The 17,178-nt window shown below is 62.7% G+C and carries 18 protein-coding genes; 9 read left to right on the forward strand and 9 right to left on the reverse strand.

Annotated elements, in window-relative coordinates; genetic code table 11:
- Positions 1 to 14 precede the first annotated feature (14 nt).
- Positions 15 to 2,102 carry an excinuclease ABC subunit UvrB gene (gene uvrB / locus PPN31114_RS07650; protein ID WP_370865858.1) on the reverse strand — a complete coding sequence of 696 codons (2,088 nt, stop codon included), beginning with the start codon at positions 2,100 to 2,102 and terminating at the stop codon, positions 15 to 17.
- Between the two features lie 339 nt (positions 2,103 to 2,441).
- Between uvrB and PPN31114_RS07655 the strand changes: the two genes are divergently transcribed.
- Entirely contained in the window at positions 2,442 to 3,641 is a 1,200-nt protein-coding gene (locus PPN31114_RS07655; RefSeq protein ID WP_150678802.1) for an amino acid aminotransferase, read from the forward strand.
- A gap of 221 nt (positions 3,642 to 3,862) precedes the next feature.
- A complete protein-coding gene (locus tag PPN31114_RS07660) occupies positions 3,863 to 5,104 on the forward strand; it encodes a polyhydroxyalkanoate depolymerase (RefSeq protein ID WP_150678803.1) in 1,242 nt (413 codons plus the stop codon).
- A gap of 113 nt (positions 5,105 to 5,217) precedes the next feature.
- On the opposite strand, the gene PPN31114_RS07665 is transcribed toward PPN31114_RS07660, so the two are convergent.
- Positions 5,218 to 5,856: a TetR/AcrR family transcriptional regulator gene (locus tag PPN31114_RS07665; protein WP_150678804.1), complete on the reverse strand. Its 639-nt coding sequence runs from the start codon at positions 5,854 to 5,856 to the stop codon at positions 5,218 to 5,220.
- 102 nt (positions 5,857 to 5,958) lie between these two features.
- On the opposite strand from PPN31114_RS07665, the gene rsxB reads away from it, so the two are divergent.
- Both rsxB and nth read left to right on the forward strand, forming a co-directional pair.
- Positions 5,959 to 6,852 (forward strand): electron transport complex subunit RsxB, encoded by an 894-nt coding sequence (gene rsxB, locus PPN31114_RS07670; RefSeq protein WP_150678805.1) that lies wholly within the window; start codon positions 5,959 to 5,961, stop codon positions 6,850 to 6,852.
- Positions 6,853 to 6,937: 85 nt separating this feature from the next.
- Positions 6,938 to 7,582, forward strand: a complete 645-nt coding sequence (gene nth / locus PPN31114_RS07675) for an endonuclease III (protein ID WP_150678806.1) — start codon at positions 6,938 to 6,940, stop codon at positions 7,580 to 7,582.
- A 113-nt stretch (positions 7,583 to 7,695) separates the two neighbouring features.
- On the opposite strand, the gene PPN31114_RS07680 is transcribed toward nth, so the two are convergent.
- Entirely contained in the window at positions 7,696 to 8,289 is a 594-nt protein-coding gene (locus tag PPN31114_RS07680) for a malonic semialdehyde reductase (RefSeq protein WP_150678807.1), read from the reverse strand.
- Positions 8,290 to 8,452: 163 nt separating this feature from the next.
- Positions 8,453 to 9,361, reverse strand: coding sequence for a DMT family transporter (locus PPN31114_RS07685; RefSeq protein ID WP_150678808.1), 909 nt, complete (start codon positions 9,359 to 9,361; stop codon positions 8,453 to 8,455).
- A gap of 98 nt (positions 9,362 to 9,459) precedes the next feature.
- Between PPN31114_RS07685 and PPN31114_RS07690 the strand changes: the two genes are divergently transcribed.
- On the forward strand, positions 9,460 to 9,891 hold the full coding sequence (locus tag PPN31114_RS07690) for a DUF1841 family protein (RefSeq protein WP_150678809.1): 432 nt from the start codon (positions 9,460 to 9,462) through the stop codon (positions 9,889 to 9,891).
- A 178-nt stretch (positions 9,892 to 10,069) separates the two neighbouring features.
- On the opposite strand, the gene PPN31114_RS07695 is transcribed toward PPN31114_RS07690, so the two are convergent.
- Together PPN31114_RS07695 and PPN31114_RS07700 are read right to left on the reverse strand one after the other, a co-directional pair.
- A complete protein-coding gene (locus PPN31114_RS07695) occupies positions 10,070 to 10,471 on the reverse strand; it encodes a c-type cytochrome (protein ID WP_150679209.1) in 402 nt (133 codons plus the stop codon).
- A 37-nt stretch (positions 10,472 to 10,508) separates the two neighbouring features.
- Positions 10,509 to 10,865, reverse strand: coding sequence for a c-type cytochrome (locus tag PPN31114_RS07700; protein WP_150678810.1), 357 nt, complete (start codon positions 10,863 to 10,865; stop codon positions 10,509 to 10,511).
- A gap of 282 nt (positions 10,866 to 11,147) precedes the next feature.
- Between PPN31114_RS07700 and PPN31114_RS07705 the strand changes: the two genes are divergently transcribed.
- The 4 genes from PPN31114_RS07705 to PPN31114_RS07720 all read left to right on the forward strand — a co-directional run bounded on the left by PPN31114_RS07705 (position 11,148) and on the right by PPN31114_RS07720 (position 14,871).
- Positions 11,148 to 11,990 (forward strand): AAA family ATPase, encoded by an 843-nt coding sequence (locus PPN31114_RS07705; RefSeq protein ID WP_150678811.1) that lies wholly within the window; start codon positions 11,148 to 11,150, stop codon positions 11,988 to 11,990.
- Between the two features lie 16 nt (positions 11,991 to 12,006).
- On the forward strand, positions 12,007 to 13,182 hold the full coding sequence (locus tag PPN31114_RS07710) for a vWA domain-containing protein (RefSeq protein ID WP_150678812.1): 1,176 nt from the start codon (positions 12,007 to 12,009) through the stop codon (positions 13,180 to 13,182).
- A 51-nt stretch (positions 13,183 to 13,233) separates the two neighbouring features.
- Positions 13,234 to 14,430 (forward strand): benzoate/H(+) symporter BenE family transporter, encoded by a 1,197-nt coding sequence (locus tag PPN31114_RS07715; protein WP_150678813.1) that lies wholly within the window; start codon positions 13,234 to 13,236, stop codon positions 14,428 to 14,430.
- A gap of 99 nt (positions 14,431 to 14,529) precedes the next feature.
- Positions 14,530 to 14,871 carry a DUF2322 family protein gene (locus PPN31114_RS07720; RefSeq protein WP_150679210.1) on the forward strand — a complete coding sequence of 114 codons (342 nt, stop codon included), beginning with the start codon at positions 14,530 to 14,532 and terminating at the stop codon, positions 14,869 to 14,871.
- A 129-nt stretch (positions 14,872 to 15,000) separates the two neighbouring features.
- On the opposite strand, the gene PPN31114_RS07725 is transcribed toward PPN31114_RS07720, so the two are convergent.
- The 3 genes from PPN31114_RS07725 to PPN31114_RS07735 all read right to left on the reverse strand — a co-directional run bounded on the left by PPN31114_RS07725 (position 15,001) and on the right by PPN31114_RS07735 (position 17,075).
- On the reverse strand, positions 15,001 to 15,831 hold the full coding sequence (locus tag PPN31114_RS07725; RefSeq protein WP_150678814.1) for a class I SAM-dependent methyltransferase: 831 nt from the start codon (positions 15,829 to 15,831) through the stop codon (positions 15,001 to 15,003).
- Positions 15,832 to 15,931: 100 nt separating this feature from the next.
- The gene (locus PPN31114_RS07730; protein ID WP_150678815.1) at positions 15,932 to 16,456 is read right to left on the reverse strand and encodes a DNA-deoxyinosine glycosylase; all 525 of its coding nucleotides are present in this window, start codon (positions 16,454 to 16,456) and stop codon (positions 15,932 to 15,934) included.
- A 7-nt stretch (positions 16,457 to 16,463) separates the two neighbouring features.
- Positions 16,464 to 17,075 carry a chorismate--pyruvate lyase family protein gene (locus PPN31114_RS07735; RefSeq protein ID WP_150678816.1) on the reverse strand — a complete coding sequence of 204 codons (612 nt, stop codon included), beginning with the start codon at positions 17,073 to 17,075 and terminating at the stop codon, positions 16,464 to 16,466.
- Positions 17,076 to 17,178 lie beyond the last annotated feature (103 nt).

Genomic DNA, 17,178 nt, shown 5'->3' on the forward strand with positions numbered 1-17,178 from the left:
GACTGCCAAGCCGCTCAAAGCTTCGGCCCCAATTCCGCTTCGCTCGCGCCGTCCGTGCCGAACACCAGTGCCTTGACGTGCAGCAGTTGATCGCGCACCTTCGCCGCTTTCTCGAATTCGAGGTTGCGGGCGTGCTCCTGCATCTGCTTTTCGAGCTTCTTGATTTCGCGCGCCAGTTGCTTCTCGGACATATCTTGGTAGTGCGCCTGCTCCTTCGCCTCGGCCAGTTCCGCCTTGGCGTCCTGCGGGTCGTACACGCCGTCGATGATGTCCTTGATGCGCTTCTTCACGCCCACCGGCACGATGCCATTCGCCTCGTTGTGCGCCATCTGCTTGGCACGGCGACGCTCGGTCTCGCTGATGGCACGCTTCATCGAGTCGGTCATCTTGTCGCCATACAGAATGGCGGTGCCGTTCACGTTACGCGCCGCGCGCCCGATCGTCTGAATCAACGACCGCTCGGCACGCAAAAAGCCTTCCTTGTCCGCATCGAGAATCGCCACGAGCGAGACTTCGGGAATATCGAGCCCTTCGCGCAGCAAGTTGATCCCGACCAGCACGTCGAACGCGCCGAGTCGAAGATCGCGAATGATTTCCACGCGCTCGACGGTATCGATATCGCTGTGCAGATAGCGCACCTTCACGCCGTTATCCGACAGATAGTCGGTCAACTGCTCGGCCATGCGCTTGGTCAGCGTGGTGACCAGCACCCGCTCACCGACGGCCACCCGCTTGTTGATCTCGGAGAGCACGTCGTCGACCTGCGTGCGCGCCGGGCGCACTTCGATGGTCGGATCGATCAGCCCCGTGGGGCGCACCACCTGCTCCACCACCTGCCCCGAACGCTTGCCCTCATAGTCGGCAGGCGTGGCCGAGACGAACACCGCTTGACGCATCTTGCGTTCGTATTCCGCAAACTTGAGCGGCCGGTTGTCCAGTGCCGACGGCAGCCGGAAACCGTAGTTCACCAGGTTTTCCTTACGCGCCCGGTCGCCGTTGTACATGCCGTTGAACTGGCCGATCAGCACGTGCGACTCGTCGAGGAACATGAGCGCGTCGGGCGGCAGGTAATCGACCAGTGTCGGCGGTGGCTCACCAGGCGCCGCGCCCGAAAGGTGGCGCGAGTAGTTCTCAATGCCTTTGCAGAAGCCCAGCTCCTGCAACATCTCCAGATCGAAACGCGTGCGCTGCTCCAGCCGCTGCGCTTCGACGAGCTTGCCTTCCTTGTAGAAGAAATCGAGCCGCTCGCGCAATTCGGCCTTGATCGTCTCGATCGCACGCAGCACGGTGTCGCGCGGCGTCACATAGTGAGACGACGGGTAGACCGTGAATCGCGGCACCTTCTGACGCACCCGGCCCGTGAGCGGGTCGAACAGTTGCAACGTGTCGACCTCGTCGTCGAACAACTCCACGCGCAGCGCCAGTTCGGCGTGCTCTGCGGGGAAGATGTCGATGGTGTCCCCGCGCACGCGGAACGTGCCGCGCCCGAAGTCGGTCTCGTTGCGCGTGTACTGCATGGCAATCAGGCGCGCGATGACGTCGCGCTGCCCGATCTTGTCGCCTTGGCGCACCGTCAGAATCATCTGGTGGTATTCGGTCGGATTCCCGATACCGTAGATCGCCGACACGGTGGCCACGATCACTACATCGCGCCGCTCCAGCAGACTCTTGGTCGCCGAGAGTCGCATCTGCTCGATATGCTCGTTGACCGACGAGTCTTTCTCAATAAAGAGATCGCGCTGCGGCACATACGCTTCCGGCTGGTAGTAGTCGTAGTACGAGACGAAGTACTCGACGGCATTGCGCGGGAAGAACTCGCGAAATTCCGAGTAAAGCTGCGCCGCGAGCGTCTTGTTCGGTGCGAAGACGATCGCCGGGCGCCCCATGCGGGCGATGACGTTGGCCATCGTGAACGTTTTGCCCGAGCCGGTCACACCGAGCAGGGTCTGGAACGCGAGGCCGTCGTCGATACCTTCGGTCAGTTGGGCAATGGCCGCGGGCTGGTCGCCAGCCGCAGGGAACGGGCAGTAAAGCTGGTACGGAGAATCCGGGAAGGTCAGGAACTTGCTTTCGTCGAGGACGTTGTCAGCCGCAGGGATCATGGCGGGGGTGCGAGCCTGAGAGACGGAATCTGCCATTCTAGCGCGTCAGCCAATTCCTAGAGTCCGATGGGTGACAAGGCAGACATCCGGGTGCCAAGCGGGTACGGGAGTGTGGCGGAGCGTGGCGCGGAATGGCGGCACGACGCGGCGGCGCGATGCAGGTCAGGCTGATTTCTCGCCAATTTCTGGCATAAATTGGCAGTTTTTGTGCCGAAATGCCATGTATTCCTGCTGCGCGGCCCGGAGTTAACCACAAGCGCGGGTATTCTTCGTTAAAATAGCCCGTTGCGCCTGACACTTTTGCGCCGCATTTTTCCACTACTGCCTCGAGCCGTCGAAATGACTCTCTTCTCCGCTGTCGAACTCGCCCCGCGCGACCCTATTCTTGGTCTGAACGAAGCCTTCAACGCCGATCACCGCACCGATAAGGTGAACCTGGGCGTGGGCGTGTATTTCAATGCGCAAGGCAAGCTGCCCCTGCTCAAGGCTGTGAAGGCAGCGGAAGAACAACGTGTGGCCGCCGGTCTGCCGCGCGGTTACCTGCCGATCGAAGGCATCGCCGCCTACGACAAGGCCGTGCAAGAGATGCTGTTCGGCAAAGAATCGCCCGTCCTGACCGAAGGCCGCGTCATCACGGCACAAGCCCTGGGCGGCACCGGCGCACTGAAGATCGGCGCCGACTTCTTGAAGCAACTGAACCCGAACGCCACGGTCGCCATCAGCGATCCGAGCTGGGAAAACCACCGCGCGCTGTTCACACAAGCCGGTTTCAACGTCGTTTCGTACCCGTATTACGAAGCCGAAACGCATGGCGTGAACCTCTCGGGCATGCTCGACATGCTGGGCAAAGAACCGGAAGGCACGGTCGTCGTGCTGCACGCTTGCTGCCACAACCCGACCGGCGTCGACCTGACGATGGACCAGTGGGCGCAAGTCGTGGAAGTCGTGAAGGCCCGCAAGCTGGTGCCGTTCCTCGACATCGCTTACCAAGGCTTCGGTGACGGCATCGACGCCGACGCCGCCGTGGTGCGCCTGTTCGCCGCCTCGAACCTGAACTTCTTCGTGTCGAGCTCGTTCTCGAAGTCGTTCTCGCTGTACGGCGAACGCGTGGGTGCCCTGTCGATCGTGACCAGCAGCAAGGACGAATCGACCCGCGTGCTCTCGCAACTCAAGCGCGTCATCCGCACCAACTACTCCAACCCGCCGACGCACGGCGGCTCGGTCGTGGCAGCCGTGTTGAGCAACCCGGAACTGCGCGCCCTGTGGGAAGAAGAACTGGCCGAAATGCGCGAGCGCATCCGCGCCATGCGTCTGGCACTGGTCGAGAAGCTCCGCGCGCACGGCGTGGAACGCGATTTCTCGTTCGTGATCAAGCAACGCGGCATGTTCTCGTACTCGGGCCTCACCGCCGATCAAGTCGAGCGCCTGCGTGACGAGTTCGGCATTTACGCCGTGAGCACGGGCCGTATCTGCGTGGCCGCGCTCAACGATCAGAACATCGATCACGTGGCATCGGCGATCGCTCAAGTGCTGCGCTAAGCACTCGCGTTATCAGCCAATGAGAAAGCCCGCCTCACCGGCGGGCTTTTTTTCGCCCAGCTTTTGTTGCATTGCAACAACGATAGTTAATAACAATGATCCGAATAAGCTAAAACTATCGACCTAATGCGGAAATGCCATATATCAGGGTTATGCTGCGTTGCACAGCCGCGATAAACGGTTGCATAATTGCCCCCATCACTCGCCTCAGGGCACACAACATGCTGTATCAGATTCACGAGTACAACCGCGCGTGGCTGAACCCCCTCACCACGTGGGCCAAAGCGGCCGCTACCACTTTCGTCAACCCGGGTAGCCTGCTCGCTATGATGCCCGGCGCGCCCCGCATTGCCGCCGGCTACGAGCTGCTCTACCGGCTCGGCAAGGACTACGAAAAACCCGAATTCAACATCAAGGCCGTCGAAGTCGAAGGGCACAACATCCCGGTCGTGGAAATGACCGCGATGGAGAAGCCCTTCTGCCGTCTGCTGCGCTTCAAGCGCTATGCGGACGACGCCAGCGCCGTCGGCCAGCTCAAGGACGACCCGGTCGTGCTCGTGGTCGCGCCCCTGTCGGGCCACCACGCCACGCTGTTGCGCGATACGGTGACCACGCTGCTCAAAGACCACAAGGTCTACATCACTGACTGGGTCGATGCGCGCATGGTCCCGCTGGAAGACGGCGCGTTCCATCTCGACGATTACGTCGCCTACATTCAGGAATTCATCCGCCATATTGGCGCTGAGAACCTGCATGTGATCTCGGTGTGCCAGCCGACCGTGCCGGTGCTCGGCGCGATCTCGCTCATGGCGTCGAACGGCGAAAAAACGCCCAAGACCATGACGATGATGGGTGGCCCGATCGACGCGCGTAAGAGCCCCACGTCGGTCAACTCGCTGGCAACGAACAAGTCGTACGAGTGGTTCGAGAATCACGTGATTCATGCGGTGCCGGCCAATTACCCGGGCTCGGGCCGTCTGGTCTACCCGGGCTTCCTGCAACACGCCGGGTTTGTCGCGATGAATCCGGATCGTCATTTGAAGTCGCACTGGGACTTCTATCTCGATCTGATGCGCGGCGACAACGACGACGCTGACTCGCATCGCCGCTTCTACGACGAATACAACGCGGTGCTCGACATGGCTGCCGAGTACTACCTCGACACCATCAAGACGGTGTTCCAGGACTTCAGTCTGGCGAGCGGTACGTGGGATGTGGCGGGTGAGCGCGTGCGTCCGCAGGACATCAAGACGACCGCCCTGTTCACCATCGAAGGCGAGCTGGACGACATCTCAGGCAGTGGTCAGACGCAAGCAGCGCACGAACTGTGCACCGGCATTCCGGCCAAGCGCCGCGCGCACTTCACGGCACCGAATTGCGGTCACTACGGGATCTTCTCGGGCAGCCGCTGGCGTAACGTGATCTATCCGCAGATTCGCGACTTCATTGCCAAAAACAACTGATCGGATCGCTAGTCCTATCGTTGTCGACGAAACAAAAAACCGCCGCGTGAGCCTCAGCCCACGCGGCGGTTTTTCATTGGAATCGAGCGTGCGGTAAGCGATACGCGAAAGGCTTAACGCGTGCGCAGCGAATCCATCAGCACCTGCGTATTGAATGCCGAATACGTCTTGCGCGTATCGTCGGCCATCACGTCGCGGCCCATCACGATGGACAGCGTGTGGCGGTTCGACATCACGTAATAGCCCATCGCCGAGATCGTCACGTACAGATTCACCGGATCGATGCCCGTGCGAATCTCGCCGCTGACCTCGCCGCGCTTGAGCGTCTGCGCGAGCAATTCCACGATTGGCGAGACTTGTTGACGAATTTCCGTCGACTGACGCATCGACTTCGCTTCGTGCAAGTTTTCGTTGTTGATGAGCTGGATGAGCGCCGGATGATCGGCGTAGTAATCCCACACGAAGTGCGCCAACGCCGCGACTGCGTCGAGCGGGGGTAGCGCGTCGAGCTTGAGCGCGTGTTCCGCGCGGTTGAATTCTCCGTAGACTTCTTCGAGCACGGCCAGATAGAGCTGGTCCTTATTGCCGAAGTAGTAATAGAGCATGCGTTCATTGATGTCCGCTCGGCGCGCAATACTGTCCACCCGCGCGCCGCTCGAACCCCGTTCGGCAAACTCCTCGATCGCTGCCGCCAGAATTCGCTGGCGGGTACGCTCGGGGTCCCGTTTGATCTTGGTTTCAGGCGTCGTCATGATCGGCCGGTCGTTCTCAACGGGCGGAATTATGGCACAACGGTTTCAGTGTTTCCGCAAAATGCAGGATAATTCGTTTTTCGCCGAATCCCCCACAAAGACGTGTCCGAAGTCAGCGCGCTCGCGCAGCGCATCGATGCCCTATTGCCCCAGACGCAGTGCACCAAGTGCGGTTACGCCGGTTGCCGGCCGTATGCCGACGCCATCGCCAGCGGGCAAGCCAGCTATAACCAGTGTCCGCCGGGCGGTGCCGAAGGCGTCGCACGTCTGGCGACGCTGCTCGGCCGTCCGGTCATTCCTCTGAACCCCGAGAACGGCGTAGAACGCCCGCGTCCGCGCGCCGTCATCGACGAATCGCTGTGCATCGGCTGCACGCTGTGCTTGCAGGCCTGCCCGGTCGACGCCATCGTCGGCGCGGCCAAGCTGATGCACACCGTGATCGAAGACCGCTGCACGGGCTGCGATCTGTGCGTGCCGCCCTGCCCGGTCGATTGCATCGAGATGGTGCCGGTCACCGGCGAGCACACCGGCTGGGACGCCTGGTCGCAAACGCAAGCCGACGAGGCCCGGGTGCACTTCGAAGGGCATCAGGCCCGGCTCGCCAAGGATAAGGCCGAGCGCGAAGCGCGCCTGGCGGCGCGAGCCGCGCGTGTTGCCCCGGTTGCACCGGCAGCGCCATCCGCTGCGCCCGCCACCGAGGCCACCGCTGGGGAGCCGACGGCTACGCAGGGCGAAGCCGCGCCCGCGAGCGCTGCGGCACCGGCGGCCGATGAAGCCGCGGCGGCCGCTGCCCGCAAGCAAGCCATTATTCAAGCCGCGCTGGAGCGTGCCCGTCAGAAGAAGGCTGCGCTGGCCGCGCAAGGTTTGGGCCCCAAGAACACCGAGAACGTGTCGGCCGAAGTGCAGGCGCAGATCGACGAAGCAGAAGCGCGCCGCAAGCGGCTCAACCTGTCCGGCACACCGGGCAAGCCAGGCACCGAGCCCGAAAAGCCGTAAGCTTCGACGCGACGACCGCCCTTCCCCGTCCCGGCCCCGATAACACGCTAACCCGCCAACCCACTAACCCGCCGACGCCGCCAACATGAACGACGCCAAACGCCGAGCCCTGTTCGAGACGTTGCAGCAACTCAACCCGAATCCGACGACGGAGCTGGAATACACGTCGCCGTTCGAGTTGCTCATTGCCGTGCTGCTCTCGGCGCAGGCGACCGATGTCTCCGTCAACAAGGCGACGCGCAAGCTGTATGCCGTGGCGAACACGCCTGCGAAGATGCTCGCGCTTGGCGAGGCCGGGGTATCCGACTACATCAAGACGATTGGCCTGTACCGCACCAAGGCGAAGAATGTGATCGCCACGTGCAAGCTGCTGCTCGATCAGCACGGCGGTGACGTACCCCGCTCGCGCGAGGCGCTCGAAGCGCTGCCCGGCGTGGGCCGAAAGACGGCGAATGTGGTGCTCAACACGGCCTTCGGCGAAGACACGATTGCGGTCGACACGCACATCTTCCGCGTGGCGAATCGTACCGGTCTAGCCCCGGGCAAAGACCCGCTGGCCGTCGAACTGGCGCTGGAGCGTGTCACGCCGCGCGAATTCAAGCACGACGCGCATCACTGGCTGATTCTGCACGGCCGCTATGTTTGCAAGGCGCGCAAGCCCGAGTGCTGGCACTGCGCCATCGAGCCGCTGTGCGACTTCCGCCCGAAGACGCCCGCGCCGAAACACTAAAGACTGACCGCCGCCATGCAAAACGGGCGCTCCCTGCGAGGGGAGCGCCCGTTTTGCGTTGATCGCCGCAATGCGTGCCGGTCAGACCGACACGCTGCGTCAAATCCTATCCGTCAAATGATGCGAGCTGCTTCGTCGAACGACAGACGCGGGTTGCGCGGGAACAGCTTGGCGTGATCGCCGTAGCCCAGATTACAGATGAAGTTCACGCGCCAGTCGGTGCCAGCGAAGAACGTATCGTTGACCTTCTGGCCATCGAAACCGGCCATCGGGCCGCAGTCGAGGCCCAGTGCACGGGCAGCGAGAATGAAGTAGCCGCCTTGCAGCGAGCTGTTCATGTGGGCAGCACCAGCGGCCTTGGCGGCGTCGCCCGAGAACATCGGCACCATCTTTTCGGCACCGTTCGGGAACAGCTTCGGCAGGTGTTCGTAGAACTTCAGATCAAACGCGATGATCGCCGTGACGGGCGCGGTGCGCGTCTTTTCCACGTTCCCCGGGGCCATGCATTCGAGCAATTTGGCCTTCGCCTCGGCGCTCTTGACGAACACGATGCGCGCGGGCGTCGTGTTTGCCGACGTCGGGCCCCATTTCACGATGTCGTACAGCTCGCGCAGCGTTTCGTCGCTGACCGGCTTCTGGAGCCACTCGTTGTGGGTGCGTGCGTCGGTGAACAGCTGGGCGATGGATTCTTTGGCAATAGTGCTCATGGCGAATGATCTCGGTAGTGTTGCAATTGCGATGCAAATGCGATGCGAATGCGCGTAATGAAGCCTGTATCGAAGCGTGCAGCGAACGGCGATTGTACCGTCGCGCGGGGATAGTCGCTGGCGGGGCAAAAATCGCCGCCTGAGCCAGCGTCCTCAAGCCAAGTCAGGCGCCTGCCGGTGTCCCTCGTGCCGACAGCCAAAGCACGCCGGCCAGAATCAGCGCCCCGCCGCCCAACTGCGCCGCGGTGAGCGTTTCGCCTAGCAGCATGGCCGCGAGCAACACGGTGACGACGGGTTCCAGCGTCGAGAGCATCGAGGCGCGCCCTGCGCCGAGGCGTTGCAGACCGGCAAAGAACGTCAGGATGGCGATGACGGTGGAGCACACCGCAATCGCCACCAGCGCCGCCCAGCCGCCTGGATTCGCGGGCCAATGCAGCGACAGCCCCTGCCCCGTGCGAACCAGCGCCATCGCACTAAACGAGACCGTGGCGGCCATGCAGACGAGCGTGGCCGTCGCACGGGCATCCACGCCGCGGGTGAGCTTCGCGCCGACCACGATGTAGCACGAGTAGATCAGCGCCGACCCCACCGCCAGCGCCATGCCCAGCGGTTGCCCGTGCCCGCCGCCCACGGTAAGCGCGGTGCCGAGCGAACACAGCAGCAGCGCGCCGAGCTTCACGGGGATCAGGCGTTCATGCAGGAAAATCGCCGCGAGCACCGTCACGAACACTGGATACAGGTAGAGCAACAACGCAACGAGCGACGCCTGCGCGTATTGCAGCGCGCCGAAGTAGCACAGCGACTGCCCCACGTAACCGATGCCGCCCATCAGCGCGATACCCAGCGACTGACGTCGCGACGGGAAAGTGACGCGTTGCACACGGCACCAGCCGAGCAGCAGCACCGACGCCAGCACGAAGCGGAACAGCAACATGGCGAAAATATCGGCACCGGACGCGCTGGCCGCGCGCGCGAAGATGGCCATCGCACCGAATGCCGACGCGGAAACGGCGATTAACGCGATACCGCCCCAGGCCGATGGCGGACGGGCATTCTGTGCGGTGGCAGGCATGGCGGAGGAGGCGGAGGACTGGGGGCTGCGCGACATGATTGAGCGAATTGAGCGACAATACGGCCTGTTTGGCGTCACGAGAACCCCACGGAGTCCCCATGTTCAATCCCAGCCGCGATGAAGTGCGGCAATTCTTCTGCACCACTTGGCAAAAGCAACGCGGCGGTAGCATCCTCACCCCGCTCGAAACCATTGCCGCCGACTGGATCAACGAACATCCGGAATACCACGACGCCCTCTCCGACACCGAAGAAGCGAGCGCGCGCGATTACTCGCCCGAAGCCGGTCAGACCAATCCGTTCCTGCATTTGTCGATGCACCTGGCCATCAGCGAGCAGGTCTCCATCGACCAGCCGCCCGGCATTCGCGCCGCTTACGAGCGGCTCACGAACCGGCTCGACTCGCCGCACGAAGCGCAGCATCGCATCATGGACTGTCTCGGACAAACGCTGTGGGAAGCCCAGCGCAGTGGCCAGCCGCCCGATTCCGACGCCTACTTGCAACGCATCGAACAGCAGGCGTCGCGCTAAGCGGCGGGAAACGTCTCACCGGCCATAGCCCGCCGGATGCCGCGAGAACGAAGAAAACGACGGTTGCCATCACGCAACCGTCGTTTTTTGCTTTCTACCGCTGCTTGCCATCGCGCGCCGCCGATCACGGCCGCGCACTGAGGGTCTACCGCGTATTTCTGCCGCGCCTTTTTACCGCTTACTTCTTGGTCACCAGATCGCCCGGGAGCGATTCGATATACGCGGCCATGTCCTTCAACTCTTGCGACGTGAACGGACGCGGCTTGCCGTCTTTGCCGATCGTCGCCGGGTTCGACATCACCTGCGTCTTCATGATGGCGTTGCTACGCCCGAAGACGAGGCTCTGCTCGTTTTGATACGCCCGCAACGCGTTGTAGACATAGTCGGCGTACTGACCGGCCAGCTTCGGATATTCCGGGCTGATCGGTGCATTCAGGTTCGCGCCGTGACAGCTCACGCACATGCCCTTGTCGACGAGTGCTTTGCCGTTGGCGATATTGCCCGCAGCGTGAGCGGTGCCGGCAAGCCCGGCGAGCGTAGCGCCAAGCGCCAGGGACGCCGCGAGAGCGGCCTTTGCCATCGATTGCTTCATCGTGTTCTCCTCAGCCACGCACGTTTTACTTCTGGGGATTGACCGGCGTCGACGCCGTTTGCGCCGCGTAGTACGCGGCAATGTCGACGATGTCCTGCTCGGTCAACGTGGCTGCGATGCCATGCATCGTCTGGAACTTGCGATCGCCCTTGGCGTACTCCTTCAGGGCGTTTTCGATGTACTTCGCATTCTGTCCGCCGATCCGGGGCACGTGATACACCTCCGGAAACGCGGTCCGATAATCGGGAATGCCGTGGCAGCCAATACACATGGCGACCTTGTCCTTTGCCGCCTCGGGATTGGGCTTGAGTTCGGCCGCATGGATCGCGGTGAGCGACGTGCTGCCGAGCGCCAGCGCCATCATCGTGAGGAACTTTTTCATGGTCTTCTTGGGAACGTTTTTGGTTGGAATACCGGCCCGCAACACGCAGGTCGTCGTCCTGACTCCAAGGCCGACGACCCGTGAAAAAAGCAATCGATTGTAACCCACACCCCCTGATGCGCAAACTCGGGGCTGACCCGCACAGTTCTCCGAAGTTTTTTCGCAACCCCTTGATGCGGCGGAACAATTTCACGCCATGAGCGAGCCGTATGCGCATTGTCTTATACTGAAGTTTTTCCCCTGCCCGGCCGGTTGGCCGGCTGTTTGCGGACGGCTCAGACAATGCGCTTCGAAGGCTCTTCCCAATACGTCGCCACCGACGATCTCAAACTCGCGGTCAATGCGGCGGCCACGCTGCAACGTCCCCTGCTCATCAAAGGCGAACCCGGCACCGGTAAAACCATGCTCGCCGAGGAAGTCGCCGCAGCACTCGACATGCCGCTGCTGCAATGGCATGTGAAGTCGACCACCAAAGCCCAACAAGGCCTCTACGAATACGACGCCGTCTCGCGCCTGCGCGACTCGCAACTGGGCGACGAACGCGTGCGCGACATCGCCAACTACATCGTCAAGGGCGTGCTCTGGCAAGCCTTCGAGGCCGAGCAGCAGACCGTGCTGCTGATCGATGAAATCGACAAGGCCGACATCGAATTCCCGAACGACTTGCTGCGCGAACTCGACCGCATGGAGTTCTACGTCTACGAGACACGTCAGCTCGTCAAAGCGCGTCATCGCCCGCTCGTCATCATCACGTCGAACAACGAGAAGGAACTGCCCGACGCCTTCCTGCGCCGCTGCTTCTTCCATTACATCAAGTTCCCCGATCCGACGACGATGCAGTCGATCATCGACGTGCACTTCCCGAACATTCGTCACGAACTGGTGAACGCCGCGATGGCGACGTTCTTCGAAGTGCGCGAGATTCCGGGCCTGAAGAAGAAGCCGTCGACCTCGGAACTGATCGACTGGCTCAAGCTGCTGATGGCCGAAGAAATCGGGCCCGACGCCCTGCGCAGCGCCGACAACAAGCTGGCCATTCCGCCGCTTGCGGGCGCGCTGCTCAAGAACGAACAGGACATGCATCTGTTCGAGCGTCTCGTCTTCATGAACCGCGCCAACCGGTAAGCGCGCCAACGTCATCATGCTGATCGACTTCTTTTACACCCTGCGCGCGGCCAAGCTGCCCGTCTCGGTCAAGGAATACCTGACGTTGCTCGAAGCGCTGCAACGTCAGGTCATCGCGCCCTCGCTCGACGAGTTCTACTATCTCGCGCGGCTCTCGCTCGTGAAGGACGAGAAGCATTACGACAAGTTCGATCAAGCGTTCGGTGCGTACTTCAAGGGCGTGCAGCAACTCGTGGACGCCTCGGGCGAAGTGCCGCTCGACTGGCTCAAGAAGCGCATGGAGCGCGAGCTCTCGCCCGAAGACAAGGCGCGCATTCAGGCGCTGGGCGGCCTCGACAAGCTCATGGAGCGGCTCAAGCAACTGTTCGACGAACAGAAGGGTCGACACGAAGGCGGCAGCAAGTGGATCGGCACGGGCGGCACCTCGCCGTTCGGCAACGGCGGCTTCAACCCCGAAGGCATTCGCATCGGCGGCGAGAGCAACGGCAACCGCACCGCCGTGAAGGTGTGGGATCAACGCAGCTACCGCGACTACGACGACACCGTCGAACTCGGCACCCGCAACATCAAAGTCGCGCTGCGCCGCTTGCGCAAGTTCGCGCGCGAAGGGGCGGCCGAAGAGCTCGACCTCGACGACACGATTCGCGCGACCGCCGCCAACGCGGGCTGGCTCGATCTGAAGCTCGTGCCCGAGCGCCACAACAATGTGAAGGTGTTGATGCTGCTCGACGTGGGCGGCTCGATGGACGACCACATCGCGCGTACGGAAGAGCTTTTCTCCGCGGCAAAATCCGAATTCAAGCACCTTGAGTTCTACTACTTCCACAATTGCGTCTACGACTACTTGTGGCGGCAGAACCGGCGGCGTCACAACGAGCGCTTCGACACGTGGGACGTGCTGCGCAAGTATCCGCCCGACTACAAGCTGATCTTCGTGGGCGACGCGACGATGAGCCCGTACGAAGTGCTGCAACCGGGCGGTTCGGTGGAATACAACAACAAGGAAGCGGGGGCCGTGTGGCTGCGCCGCTTCATCGATCGCTTCCCCAAGCATGCCTGGCTCAACCCCGAGCCCGAAGCGCTATGGCAATATCGGCAATCGATCTCGGTGATTCGCCAGCTGTTCGCGAACCGCATGTACCCGATTACGTTGGCGGGCCTCGAGACCGCTATGCGCACGCTCAGCAAGTAAGTACAGCCGCTGCTGTACGCCCACAAGAATAGACAAGACGAGACACCCCCCATGACGTCCAGCACCACCCCGCTTCCCCCGTTGCGGCCTCTGACAGACACGTCGCCCTCGGCCATCGTGGCCGGCTTCGTGGCCATGATGACCGGCTATACGAGTTCGCTCGTGTTGATGTTCCAGGCGGGTCAGGCCGCGCACCTCTCAGCGGCGCAAATTTCGTCGTGGATCTGGGCGCTGTCGATCGGCATGGGCGTCACCACCATCGGCCTGTCGCTGCGCTACCGCACCCCGGTGGTCATTGCGTGGTCGACGCCGGGTGCGGCGCTGCTCATCACCTCTCTGCCCGGCGTGCCCTATAGCGAAGCCATCGGGGCGTTCATCGTCTGCAACGCACTCATTGCGATTTGCGGGCTGACGGGCGGCTTCGAGACGATCATGCGGCGCGTGCCGCCTGCGCTCGCGTCGGCGTTGCTCGCGGGCATTCTGTTTCGCATCGGCGTGGAAATCTTCGTCGCGGCACAGCACCAGACGGCGCTCGTGCTCACCATGTTCTTCACGTATCTGATCGTCAAGCGACTGGCGTCGCGCTATGCGATTTTGCTGACGCTTATCGTGGGCACGGCGGTTGCGGGCGGGCTGGGCTTGCTCGACTTTAGCCATTTCAACATCGCGCTGGCGAAACCGGTGTGGACGACGCCGTCGTTCTCGCTCGCCGCCACCATCAGCATCGCGATTCCGTTGTTTGTCGTGGCGATGGCCTCGCAAAACGTGCCGGGGCTGGCCGTGCTGCGTGCCGACGGCTACAAGGTGCCTGCGTCGCCGCTGATCTCGACGACGGGCATCACGTCGGTGCTGCTCGCGCCGTTCGGTTCGCACGGCATTCATCTGGCGGCGATAACGGCAGCCATCTGCACGGGACGCGAAGCTCACGAAGATCCGAACAAACGCTACACCGCAGCGGTGTGGAGCGGCGTGTTTTATCTGATCGCTGGCACGTTCGGTGCAACGATTGCCGCCTTGTTTGCGGCGTTCCCGAAAGCACTGGTGGTGTCGATTGCCGCGCTTGCGCTGTTCGGCTCGATCATGAACGGACTGGCCAATGCCATGAGCGACACGAAGCAGCGCGAAGCCGCGCTGATCACGTTCATGGTGACGGCCTCGGGCCTTACGCTGCTCTCGATCGGCTCCGCGTTCTGGGGCTTGATCGCCGGCGTGGTCACGCTTGTGATTCTTCAGTGGCGGCGCGATTGAGACGGTTCACCCCCTCTATGCCGGGCGAAATGGTGTCACCGGCGTGATACTCTCTCGCCCGCAACGCATTTCAATTTCAGGAGTAGCAAGACAATGGCAGTGATCGAACCGACCCCGGTCTTCAAGGAAAACCTCGCGCTGATGACGGCAAACGGCATCACCATCGACGGCATTGCGCGCATCGAATTGCGCGACGCCAGCGGCGCTGTCGTGGCCACCATCGAGAATGCGCCGGGCAAGCAGGGCTCGCTCGCGGTGTATCACTATCTGAAGCAGGCCTTCGGCACGCTCGACGCCAAGGCGGCAGAACACGGTCTGGCCGTGTTTGCCGAACATACGGCCGATGCCCGCAATCGTACGGGCGCGCACCCGAACGTCGACCGCCTGCTGGCCGTCGTGGCCGGTGGCAGCGCGCTGACCATCGACGAGATCGCTGCCTGACACCAACGCCGTTGATGCGACTGACGCGGCCGACGCGCTCATTCGCCTCACGCGTTTTTGGCGGCACCATGAAAAACGCCAGCCTTTCGGCTGGCGTTTTTTGCATCTTGCAAAGCGTACGGCGCGACGTTAGATCGTCAGCACCGGACCGCCGTCGCCATTGGCCGAGCGCAGTTGCTTGACCCAGCGCTTCGCAGGCAGGCCCGTGGCGGCTTCCACCACCTTGGCGCGCGCTTCCACGTCCTTCCATTCGACCGACAGCAGCGGGCCGTTGAAAGCCAGCACGATCACGTTACCGTCGTGCACTTCCGGGAATTCGATCACGCGATTGTCGAACGCCTGACGCAGGCGGCGAATGTTTTTCGGATAGCTGTCGTGATCGCCGAACAGGTTCATCGTCAGCATGCCCGGCGCGGTGAGCGAAGCGCGGCAAGCCTTGTAGAACGCAGGCGTGTCGTGCACGGGACCGCGCGCGGTCGCATCGTAAAGGTCGACTTGCAGCACATCGACCGTGCCTTGATTCGCGGCATCGGTGACGAAGTCCCATGCATCGGCTTCGATCACTTTCAGGCGGCGCGAGTCGCTCGGCAGGCTGAACATCGTGCGCGCGGCCACCACCACGGCGGGGTTCAGTTCCACGGCAGTGACTTGCGTGCGCGGGAATTGCTGCGCCGAGAACTTCGTGATCGAGCCGGTACCCAGCCCCAGTTGCACCACGTGCTTCGGGGCGCGCATGAACAACAACCACGCCATCATCTGCTGTGCGTATTCCAGCTCGATACGATCGGGCTTGGACAGACGCATCGCACCTTGCACCCACTCCGTGCCGAAATGCAGGTAACGCACGCCACCCTGTTCAGAAAAAGTCACCGGCGCAAAGCGCGGCGTGTAACGACGGGCGGGGCGATCTTCTGCGACGAACGCTTCGGCTTCGATGGATTTGCGTTTGATGAGGGTCATGAGTCCTTCGGGGAGATTCGGGAAATTCCGATGGGTTCGCATTGTACCGGGTTCGCGCGACACATCGCGCCACGCGGCCTACGCGCCCGCCTTATGCGCCTTACGCGAGCGGCGTCGCCGAGACGAAATCGCGCAGCGCCAGCCACGCGTCGCGCTTGGTCGCGTAGGGAATCGTGTAGGCGGGACTACTCGAGGGCAGCAGCACGACAGGTATCGTCACATCACCCTGCGCCAGCGCACGTTGACCGATACGTGCTGCGGTGCCGCCGTTAAACGCAACCGCACGCAACGATGGCAACGTCGCGATCAGTCCCACCAGATCGCTGCCTGCATGCAAGCGAATATTGCTGTCGAGACTGCCTTCGCGGCGCGCTTCGGCCACCACATCCCACAAGCCGATGCCATGCGCACGCACGGTATCGAGCCGCGCGGCGTAGTCGAGCGCAGGCAACGGCTCGCCGATCACTTCGCCCACCAGATGCCAGAACCGGTTTTGCGGATGCGCGTAGTACTGCTGATGCGCGAGCGACACCTCGCCGGGCAGGCTACCGAGGATGAGCACACGCGTGTTGGCATCCACCACCGGCGGGAAATTACGCTTGAGATCGGGAGACGTGGCGGACATCGATCACTCAGGCGGCGCGCATCGCGGATGCCGAGTGCGCGAGATGCGCCGCTTGCAGCCGACGCCAGAAGCGCGGCAGAAAGGCCTCGGTGACGAGCAACGGCGCGCCATGACGCAGAAACACCGAGCGGCGTGCCCACAACCGCGCGCGTGGCGTGAGACCGATCAGCGGGTCGCGCGCATCGTGCCGCGCCCGTGCGTGCAGCAAGTGCCCCGGCCCTAGCGGACGCGAGACGAGCACCGAGCGCGTCACCGTGGGGTCGTGATAAAGCAGATCGGCCAGCGGCCGCGTGCGCAGACGCCGCATCGCTTGCCAGACCGAGCGGCTGTGCACCAGCGGCGTCACGCTATGGGCGACCACCACCGGCTCGTCGTCGACCAGCAGAATGACATCTCGCGCCCACATCGGCGTGCGCAGAGGTACGCCGATGGCACGGCATTGATCGGCGTCGGCGGGCATCACGCGCTCGGCGACAACGCGCACGGTGACGCGGCCAAGCGCCGACAAGTGACGCGTGAGCGCACCACCCCGGGTCAGCCAGTCCTTATGACGGCGCGAGAGCGCCGGCGACGGGACAGCCTGCCAGTGCCGCCCGCTTACATCGAATCGGAAAGTCATGGCTCGGAATTATAAAGGGGCGACACGCGATGCGCGCGCCACCGATGCACCCCGCGCGCCACGTTCTCGCCCAGTGCCAAATGCAAAAAGCCCGGCACCTTTC

Origin of the sequence: Pandoraea pneumonica, from assembly GCF_902459645.1 — a bacterium.
Taxonomy (GTDB): domain Bacteria; phylum Pseudomonadota; class Gammaproteobacteria; order Burkholderiales; family Burkholderiaceae; genus Pandoraea; species Pandoraea pneumonica.